Source organism: uncultured Clostridium sp., assembly GCF_947036855.1.
Lineage (GTDB): Bacteria > Bacillota > Clostridia > Clostridiales > Clostridiaceae > Sarcina.
The window spans coordinates 1-9,768 of record NZ_CAMQRY010000094.1; the positions used below are offsets into that span (position 1 = coordinate 1).

The window sequence follows — 9,768 nt, forward strand, 5'->3', positions numbered from 1 at the left end:
GAATTAGAGTTTGATATTTATGAGGAAATGATATATTTAGCTGATGAGTATGAAGCCGCTGATGATTATTTATTGAAATTTTTAGAGGCAAAAAGAGCTATAGAAAAATAGAATGATTATAAAGTAGATTATATAGGGAGAGATTATGGTGAAGAAAGGTTTACTAGGAATTATTTTAATTAGTGGATTATTAGTTGGGTGTGGTAATAGTAAGATAGCTGATTTTGAAAATGAAATTAAGAATGAAAATTTGAAGTTAGCAAGTGATATATATTTAGAAAATAAAGGTGATAAGGATTTTAAAGATAAGGCAGATTCTTTAGTTGAAGATGAATTTAGTAAAATGTTGAAATATTTAAATGCTGACAATTATGAAAAAATATCGGATGAGTTAGATGTTATAAAAGAGTTTTATAATGGAATAGAGCTTTTAGATATTGAGGATGAAATAGAAAAATTTAAGGACGGTAATGAAGTAGATAAAGAAATAGTTGTAGAAGAAGAAAATAAATTAACTGAAAAGAAAAAGCTTGAAGCAGAGGTTAAAAAACTTGAAGATGAGAAAGCAAAAAAAATATTAGAAGAAGAGTTAAAAGTTCTTGAAGAAAAGAAAAAAAGTTTAGAAGCAGAAAATAAATTGAATGATAGTAATCAAGGTAATAGTGGTTATGGGAATTTTTATTATGAAACATATGTTAATGGTAGGTATGGATTTTCTATTCAGTACCCATCATTTTTGACAGAAACAGAATATCCACAAAATGGTGATGGGGTAACTATTGAAACAGTAGATAGAAGTGCTTCTTTAAGTATTTGGGGAAGTAATAATGTACTAAATGACACTACACAGTCATTATATAATGAAATGTTAAGTAGTACATCTGGAGTTGGATATAAGTTTTTAGGAAAAACATCATTTGTTATTACTTGGAATGAGGGGAGTAGCACATACTATCATTGTACGAAAGTAGGAAGTGGATCAACTAATAGTTTTACAATAAAATCTCCTATTAAGGATAAAGATATTTTTGATCCGATTATAACTAAATTGTATGAGAGTTTTAATTCTGGTGATTTAAGTCTTAGCTGGTAAAGTTAAATTAGAAAAAGTTTTAGCTGTGTTAGAAAATCTAACATAGCTTTTTGGCGTCTAAAATAAATGGATAGTTCTAGTTAATATTATTAGAAACATATTATTAAATATAGAAAAGATGATAGTTTTAGTTTGAAATTTAAATATTTTATAAATAGTAGAGGGAAAGGGGGATGAGTTTATGGGGAAAGTTTTAGTTACAGGAGCAGATGGTTTTATTGGTAGTCATTTAGTTGAGGAACTGATAAAGGATGGATATGATGTTAGGGCATTTGTGTATTATAATTCTTTTAATTCATGGGGGTGGCTTGATGCATTACCTAAGAATATTTTAGATAAGATAGAAATTTTTTCAGGGGATATTAGAGATCCAAATGGGACTAGGGAGGCTATGAAGGGGGTGGATGTTGTGTATCATTTAGCTGCACTTATAGCAATTCCTTTTAGTTATCATTCTCCAGATTCTTATGTGGATACAAATATAAAGGGAACTTTGAATATTTTACAGGCTGCTAGGGAGCTTGGTACTAAGAGGATTTTGGTTACTTCTACTTCAGAGGTTTATGGAACTGCAAAGTATGTTCCGATTGATGAGAGCCATCCATTTCAGGGGCAGTCACCATATTCAGCAACAAAGATAGGTGCTGATAGAATAGCGGAGTCTTTTTATAGAAGTTTTAATATGCCTATTACTATTGTAAGACCATTTAATACATATGGTCCAAGGCAGTCTGCTAGGGCTATTATTCCAACTATTATAACTCAGTTACTTGCTGGAGAAAGTGAGATTAAGCTTGGCTTTTTATCACCAACAAGGGATTTTAATTATGTTTTGGATACTGCTCGGGGATTTATTGAGATTGCAAATTCTGATAAGACAATTGGTGAGGAAATAAATATTGCAACTCAGCAGGAGATTTCAATTGAGCAGCTTGCAAATGAGTTGATTAAGCAGATTAATCCAAAGGCTAAGATAGTTTGTGATGGGCAGAGGTTAAGACCAGAGAATAGTGAGGTTAATAGACTTCTTGGTTCTAATGAGAAGATAAAAAGATTAACTAATTGGAAGAGTGCATATACTTTTGAAGAGGGGATAAAAGAAACTATTGAGTGGTTTAGAGATGAAGAGAATTTAAAGAGATATAAATCTAATATATATAATATTTAATTTAAAAAGTTTAAGGGGAGTTTTGTTATGAAGAAGTTTATACCACTTTCTGTTCCAAATTTAAGGGGTAATGAGCTTAAGTATGTTACAGATGCTATAGAAAAAGAATGGGTTTCTACAGGGGGAGCCTATATAAATAAGTTTGAGGAATATTTAGCAAGATATGTTGAGAGTAATGATGCAGTGGCTTGTCAAAGTGGTACAGCAGGGCTTCATTTATCTTTACTGCTTAGTGGTGTGGATAGTAATTCAGAAGTTATTGTGCCAACTTTAACATTTATTGCAGCTGTGAATCCAGTTAGGTATGTAGGGGCAGAGCCTATATTTATGGATTGTGATGATTCGCTTAATATGGATATGGAAAAATTATATGAGTTTTGTAAAACTGAGTGTGAATTTATAGATGGTAGGCTTATTAATAAAAAAAGCAATAAGCATATAAGGGTTATAGTTATAGTTCATGTGTTTGGAAATATAGCAGATATGCAGAAGATAATGTTTTTAGCTAAGACTTTTAATTTAAAGGTTATAGAAGATGCAACAGAGGCTTTAGGTTCTAAGTTTAATAGTGGAGTTTATAAAGGTAAGTTTGCTGGAACAATAGGAGATTTTGGAGTTTATTCTTTTAATGGAAATAAAATAATTACAACTGGTGGAGGTGGAATGCTTGTTGCAAGGGATATAAAAGATTTAAAGAAGGCTAGGTATTTATCAACTCAGGCTAAGGATGATGAATTGTTTTATATTCATAATGAGGTTGGATTTAATTATAGAATGACAAATTTACAAGCAGCTGTTGGACTAGCTCAGATAGAAATGCTAGATAAGTTTATTAATGTTAAGAAAAAGAATTATGAGTTGTATAGGAAATTAATTCAAGATATTAAAGGTTTAGAGTTATTAGATTTTAAAGAAGATGTTGATGCAAATTATTGGTTTTATTCTTTGATTATAGATGAAGAAGAGTTTGGAATGGGTAGAGATACACTTTTAAAATGTTTAGAAGAGGAAAATATTCAGACAAGACCTATTTGGGGGTTAATTAGTGAACAATTGCCGTATATTAAATCAGAGAGATATAAAATAACAAATGCTCCAAAGTTAATAAAGAAAATTTTGAATATACCATGCAGTAGCAATCTAAAGGAAGAGGATGTTTATAGGGTGGTAGATGTTATAAAAAATCTACAAGTTAAAGTGAGGTAGATATATGGAAGGGAGTAAGATAAGTAGGAGTTATTCTGAAAAAGGAAGATTAAATGTGCCAGTAGTGATAATGGCAGGTGGTAAGGGGACAAGATTATATCCATATACAAAGATATTACCAAAGCCACTTATTCTTATTGGTGATATACCTATAGTGGAGAGGATAATAAATAAGTTTAATGATATTGGGTGTAGTGAGTATTATTTAACAGTTAATTATAAAAAAGATATGATTAAATCATATTTTGATGAAATTGAGAAAGCTTATACTATTAATCATATAGTGGAAGATAGACCACTTGGAACTGGTGGAGGATTATATTTACTTAGGAATAAGATTAATAAAACTTTTTTTCTATCAAATTGTGATGTTTTGATTGATGCAGATTATAAAGAGATTTATAAATATCATAAGGAAAATAATAATATAATTACAATGATTTGTGCTAAGAAAAATTTGATTATTCCATATGGTGTTGTTAATTTAAATGATAAAGGCAAGATTGATAGTATAGTTGAAAAACCAGAGTATACATTTTTAACTAATACGGGGATGTATGTTGTAGAGGCAGAAGTCTTAGATAAGATAGAGGTTAATGTGTTTTTGGATTTCCCAACTTTAATTGAAAAACTTAGATGTGAGGGAAAGAGTGTAGGTGTGTATTCAATATCTGAGGATTGTTGGATGGATATGGGACAAGTTGATGAAATGAAAAAAATGATAGATAGATTAGAGGGATAGGTATGAAAAATATTGTTTTGATTGGTGGAGGTGGGCACTGTAAAAGTGTGATAAACTCAATTAAATCAAAAGGTGAGTTTAATATAGTGGGTATTCTTGATAAGAGTGAAAAGATAGGGATGTATATATCTAATATTAAAATAATTGGTGATGATTTTTTAGCGCAGGAGATATTTAGTAAAGAGTGTAAATATGCATTTATTACTCTTGGGAGTATTGGTGATACAGCTAAAAGAGAAAATTTATATAAGTATATAAAAAGTATTGGATTTATATTTCCAAATATTATTGATAATACTGCCATAGTTTCAGATGATAGCACAATATCTGAAGGTGTGTTTATTGGAAAAGGTAGTATTGTTAATTCAGGTGTGAGAATAGGTAGAAATGTAATAGTAAATACAGGGAGTATACTTGAACATGATGTTGAGATTAGTGATTTTGTTCATGTTGCAACAGGGAGTGTTGTTTGTGGTGACTCTAAGGTTTTAAGTGGTTCACATATTGGAGCAGGAGTAGTAATTATTCAGAGTATTATGATTGGAGAGAGAACAATAATTGGTGCTGGAAGTGTTGTTACTAAGGATGTTGGTTCATATAAGAAAGCCTATGGAAATCCATGTAGGGAGGTTGGTATAAATGAATAGGGTTTTTATTATAGCAGAAGCAGGTGTAAATCATAATGGGAGTATAGATAATGCAATAAAACTTATAGATGAAGCTAGTAGGTGTGGTGTTGATGCTATAAAGTTTCAAACATTTAAGGCAGAAAAGTTAGTTTGTAAAAATGCACAAAAAGCAGAATACCAAATTAATAATTCAGAGATAGAAGAGAATCAATTTGAGATGCTTAAAAAATTAGAACTTGATATGGATACACATAAAATATTGATAGAGCATTGCAGTCAGAAAAATATAATGTTTTTATCAACACCATTTGATTTAGATAGCATAGACGAACTTGAAAGTTTGGGTATGACAATATTTAAAATATCATCAGGTGAGATAACTAATTATCCATATTTAAAAAAGGTAGCAAGTCTTAGGAAACCTATAATAATTTCAACAGGAATATCAACTTTAGGAGAGATAGAAGAAGCTTTGGATATTTTATATGAGAATAATGCAGAGGATATAACTGTTTTGCATTGTAATACAGAGTACCCAACATTAATGGAAGATGTTAATTTAAGGGCAATGAAAACAATAGAAAGTGCTTTTAAAGTAAAGGTTGGTTATTCAGATCATACAAATGGAATAGAAATATCAATAGCAGCAGTAGCACTTGGTGCAAGTATTATAGAAAAACATTTTACTTTAGATAAAAATATGATTGGTCCAGACCATAAATCTAGTTTAAATCCTGTGGAGCTTGAGCAGATGGTTAAATCAATAAGAAATATAGAGTTAGCACTTGGAGATGGAGTAAAGAAGCCTTCTAAGTCTGAACTTAAAAATAAAGATGTAGTTAGAAAAAGCATAGTGGCAGATAGAAGTATTAAAAAAGGTGATATTATTTTAGAAAGTGATATTACAGTGAAAAGACCTGCAAATGGTATATCACCTATGAGGTGGAATGAAGTTATAGGAAGCATTGCAACTAAAAATTATGAGAAAGATGAGTTTATATGATTATGAAGAAGATTTGTATAGTAACAGGAACAAGGGCAGAGTATGGTTTATTAAAACCATTAATAGATAGAGTTATTTTAGAAGAGGAATTTAAACTACAATTAATAGTTACGGGAATGCATTTATCACCTGAGTTTGGAATGACTTATGATTCTATAGTTAAAGATGGTTATGTAAATATTGAGAAAGTTGAAATACTCCTTAGTTCAGATACAGCAGTAGGCATTTCAAAATCTATGGGACTTGCAATGATAAGTTTTGCAGAGGTTTTTGATAGGTTAAAGCCTGATATTGTAGTAATACTTGGTGATAGATATGAGATGCTTGCAGTTGCTACATCTGCTATGATTGGAAAAATACCTATAGCTCATATTCATGGTGGAGAAACTACTGAAGGTGCAATAGATGAAGCTATAAGACATTCTATAACAAAGATGTCTTTTTTGCATTTTACAAGTACACAGATATATAGAAAGAGAGTTATTCAACTAGGAGAAAATCCAAAGAATGTTTATAATGTTGGAGCTATTGGAATAGAAAATATAAAAAATCTAAAATTATTAAGTAAGAAAGAGATAGAAGAAAAACTTAACTTAAAGTTTGATAAAAAGATATTCTTAGTAACTTTTCATCCAGTAACTTTAGATAATATTTCTTCTGAAAATCAATTTAAAAATTTATTACTCGCATTAGATAAAATAGAAGATGCAAAAATAATATTTACAAAGGCGAATTCAGATACAGATGGAAGAATTATAAATAAAATGATAGATGAATATGTAGAAAAGCATAAAGAAAATACACTAGCATTTATATCTATGGGGCAGTTAAATTATTTAAGTGCAATGAAATATGCTAGTTTAGTTATTGGAAATTCATCAAGTGGGATTATAGAAGCACCAAGTTTTAGAGTTCCAACTATAAATATTGGTGATAGGCAAAAAGGAAGAATACAAAGTGAAACAACTATAAATTGTATATGTAGATATGATGAGATAGTAAAAGCTATAAGATATGGTTTATCAAAAGAATTTAAAGTGAAGATAAAAGATTCCATAAATCCATATGGAGATGGCATAGTATCTAGCAAGATAATTGAAGTTATTAAAATGAGAATAGAAAATATAGATATAAAAAAAAGATTTTATGATTTATAAATTAGGGTGAGAGGGTTAAATATTATGTTTAAGGGAAAGAAAATACTTGGAATAATACCAGCTAGGAGTGGTTCAAAGGAGCTTAAAGATAAAAATATAAAGAAGTTAAATAATAAGCATCTTATAGGATATACAGTAGAATCAGCAAAAAGAAGTGGGATATTTGAGAAAATAATAGTATCTACAGATTCTAAAAAATATGCAAAAATAGCTAAAGGATATGGTGCAAATATACCTTTTATAAGAGATGTAGAATTATCAGGAGATAATGTAAGTACAGTAGATGTTATATTAGATTGTATTTTAAAACTAGAAGGAATGGGAGAAGTATATGATTATTTTATATTACTTCAACCAACATCACCACTAAGAAATGAATATGATATAGTACAAGCTATGGAATTATTAATAAGTAAAAAAGCTAAAGCTGTAGTTAGTGTATGTGAAGTTGAGCATTCATCAAATTTAAATATTATATTAGATGAAACAAAATCAATGAGTGGGTTTATGAAAGATTTAAAGTTTGTTAGACGGCAGGATTTTAAAAAAGAATATAGATTAAATGGTGCTATATACATAGCAAGTATTGAGTATTATAAAAAGTATAAAACCTTTTATGAAGAGGATAGTTTTGCATATATAATGCCAAAAGAAAGGTCTATAGATATAGATAGTTTAATGGATTTTAAAATAGCAGAGTTATATTTAGAGTAGAATTTAAAAGTGTTTTATATGTTTGGAAAAAAGAAGTTAAGCAAATGGTTATTTTTGCTTAACTTCTTTTTTAGCTTTTTTTACTGGCTTATTGAATTCTTTTAAGTTTTCAATAAGTGATGATTTACTATAACTCAGAGGGATTTCATTTAATTTAAGTATGATATTTTCATCTTCTATTCTAGCTATATTTTTATAATCACCAATTATTAGAGTTTCTTTTATATCAAATCTTTCAGCATATTTTGTTTTAAGGTAGCTACTTAAAAATCTGCTTTTCATAAGGAGTATTCTATATACAATAAGAATTTCAGATGATGTCATAGTAGGTGCTGATTTCTTTTTGCTTTGAATTTCGTTGAATAGTTCTTCAACTGATTTTTCTTCTATATTTTTTAGTATTTCTTCATTTAGTTTTATATATGATTTATATATATTTCTAATTTTTTGTTTTACTTTTACAGGATAGATATATTTAGTTGTCATATAAGTTAGAAGTCCACCAATTATTACATATATAAATCTACTGATTCCAAGTGTATTATATGAAAAGCTATTAAACATAGAGCTAGATGCTACAACACAAAATGTAGTAAGAATGATTTGCTTGCTATATGAAGTTATAGTGAGTGCTAAATATCCACCTATAAGTATTAAAATTAATATCAATAATTTAGAATCGACAAATATTAAAACTAAGTTTAATAATATAAATCCAAGTATTAGCCCAAGAACAGTAGCTTTAATTTTCTTTATGCCTGTACCAGTGAATGGGAGATATGTTACTGCTACAGTATATAAAATCCATTTTCCTTCTGATAAATTAAAGGTATATATGATAAAGGTTACTATTGTTATAAGTATTGAGCCTTTGATAGCAATATTGAATTTAAGTGAATCCATATTCATTGCAAAAGTAGTATTTAAATTGAAAGTAGTATCATATTTTTTTATAACACTTTTTATATAATGTCTACCGTATCTTTCATTAGTGTTTAAAACATCATTTTCATAAAGTTCTAAAAAGGTAGCTATATATTTTTTTATTAATGAATTTTCATAGCCACTTGATAAATATATATTAGCTGATATATTTTCTTTAAATTCAGTTATATCAATATCATCTTTATAAAGTTTTATAACCCATTTAAGGATTTTTGAAATATCTCTTAAAACATTTGTATCTTCAGTTTTATTTATGATACTAGCAAGTGATTTCATAAGGTCTAAAGTAATCTCTTTTTTTATAGTAATATCATTATTTTTAGAAAACTTATGAAGTTGTCTTATTAAAATACTATCAGCTATAACGCTTTCTGATAGAGCTTTTAAAATAAAATCATAATAATTATCATTTTGAATCTTTAAAAGTATTGCAGTATTTAAATTGTCGTAAGCATCTTCAATAGTTAAGTCTGCTGTTTTGAAAAGATTAATCTTAGATAAAGTGTAGTATAAAGCTACTGTGATAATTGCTCCATAAATACAAGCTGTAAGTCTAAGTGGAATTTCATCTTTATTAATTGGAATAGATAAAATTAAAACATAGTAGAGTATGTAACTTATAGCCTTAGATTTTTTATCTTCATATGTATAAAGATAGTAAATAGAAAAAACTACAATAAAGGTTATGAAAATTCCAATATAAAGATTTAGTCCAATAATTGAAGCTGAAATTGATAGTATTAAAAATGTACTAAATAATTTTATTATATTTTTAATGCTATCAGATTTATAGTCATCAGTTGCAAGAGAAGGGACTAAAAGTATAGATGCAACAGGAATTATTATATTAACCTGACCAAAGGGAATAAATGTGGCAATAATTATAAGTGCCACTATATATATTTTAAGAGCTGTAAGTTTGTCCATTATAAACTCCTTATTATCTTTTGTTTAAATTAATTAAGTCTTTTATCTCTTATTTTAAAGCATCTTTGCTAAATGGAGAATAGATTTTTTAATTTATAATGGTTTTGTTTTTATAATGATATATTTTTGAATATTTACTAGATATTTATAGGTAGGATATAACTTTATAGTAATATACTACTTG

9 protein-coding genes are annotated in these 9,768 nt (G+C 28.2%); 8 read left to right on the forward strand and 1 reads right to left on the reverse strand.

Features of this window, described 5'->3' with window-relative positions:
* The first annotated feature begins 145 nt into the window (after window positions 1-145).
* The 8 genes from Q0V15_RS09555 (at window position 146) to Q0V15_RS09590 (ending at window position 7,712) form a co-directional block, all read left to right on the forward strand.
* Complete coding sequence (locus Q0V15_RS09555) at window positions 146-1,093, forward strand: hypothetical protein (RefSeq protein ID WP_297438395.1); 948 nt, start codon at window positions 146-148, stop codon at window positions 1,091-1,093.
* 181 nt (window positions 1,094-1,274) lie between these two features.
* Complete coding sequence (locus Q0V15_RS09560) at window positions 1,275-2,261, forward strand: NAD-dependent 4,6-dehydratase LegB (protein WP_297438397.1); 987 nt, start codon at window positions 1,275-1,277, stop codon at window positions 2,259-2,261.
* A 27-nt stretch (window positions 2,262-2,288) separates the two neighbouring features.
* Window positions 2,289-3,467 carry a LegC family aminotransferase gene (locus tag Q0V15_RS09565; RefSeq protein WP_297438399.1) on the forward strand — a complete coding sequence of 393 codons (1,179 nt, stop codon included), beginning with the start codon at window positions 2,289-2,291 and terminating at the stop codon, window positions 3,465-3,467.
* Between the two features lie 4 nt (window positions 3,468-3,471).
* Complete coding sequence (locus Q0V15_RS09570; RefSeq protein WP_297438401.1) at window positions 3,472-4,209, forward strand: sugar phosphate nucleotidyltransferase; 738 nt, start codon at window positions 3,472-3,474, stop codon at window positions 4,207-4,209.
* Window positions 4,210-4,211: 2 nt separating this feature from the next.
* Window positions 4,212-4,856: an acetyltransferase gene (locus Q0V15_RS09575; protein WP_297438404.1), complete on the forward strand. Its 645-nt coding sequence runs from the start codon at window positions 4,212-4,214 to the stop codon at window positions 4,854-4,856.
* Entirely contained in the window at window positions 4,849-5,841 is a 993-nt protein-coding gene (gene neuB, locus Q0V15_RS09580; protein ID WP_297438406.1) for an N-acetylneuraminate synthase, read from the forward strand. The genes Q0V15_RS09575 and neuB overlap by 8 nt, the downstream gene beginning before the upstream one ends.
* 2 nt (window positions 5,842-5,843) lie before the next feature.
* Entirely contained in the window at window positions 5,844-6,998 is a 1,155-nt protein-coding gene (gene neuC, locus Q0V15_RS09585; protein ID WP_297438408.1) for a UDP-N-acetylglucosamine 2-epimerase, read from the forward strand.
* 24 nt (window positions 6,999-7,022) lie between these two features.
* Window positions 7,023-7,712 carry an acylneuraminate cytidylyltransferase family protein gene (locus Q0V15_RS09590; RefSeq protein ID WP_297438410.1) on the forward strand — a complete coding sequence of 230 codons (690 nt, stop codon included), beginning with the start codon at window positions 7,023-7,025 and terminating at the stop codon, window positions 7,710-7,712.
* Between the two features lie 48 nt (window positions 7,713-7,760).
* Here Q0V15_RS09590 and Q0V15_RS09595 read toward each other — a convergent pair whose 3' ends face one another.
* The gene (locus Q0V15_RS09595; protein WP_297438412.1) at window positions 7,761-9,584 is read right to left on the reverse strand and encodes an FUSC family protein; all 1,824 of its coding nucleotides are present in this window, start codon (window positions 9,582-9,584) and stop codon (window positions 7,761-7,763) included.
* Between the last annotated feature and the right edge of the window lie 184 nt (window positions 9,585-9,768).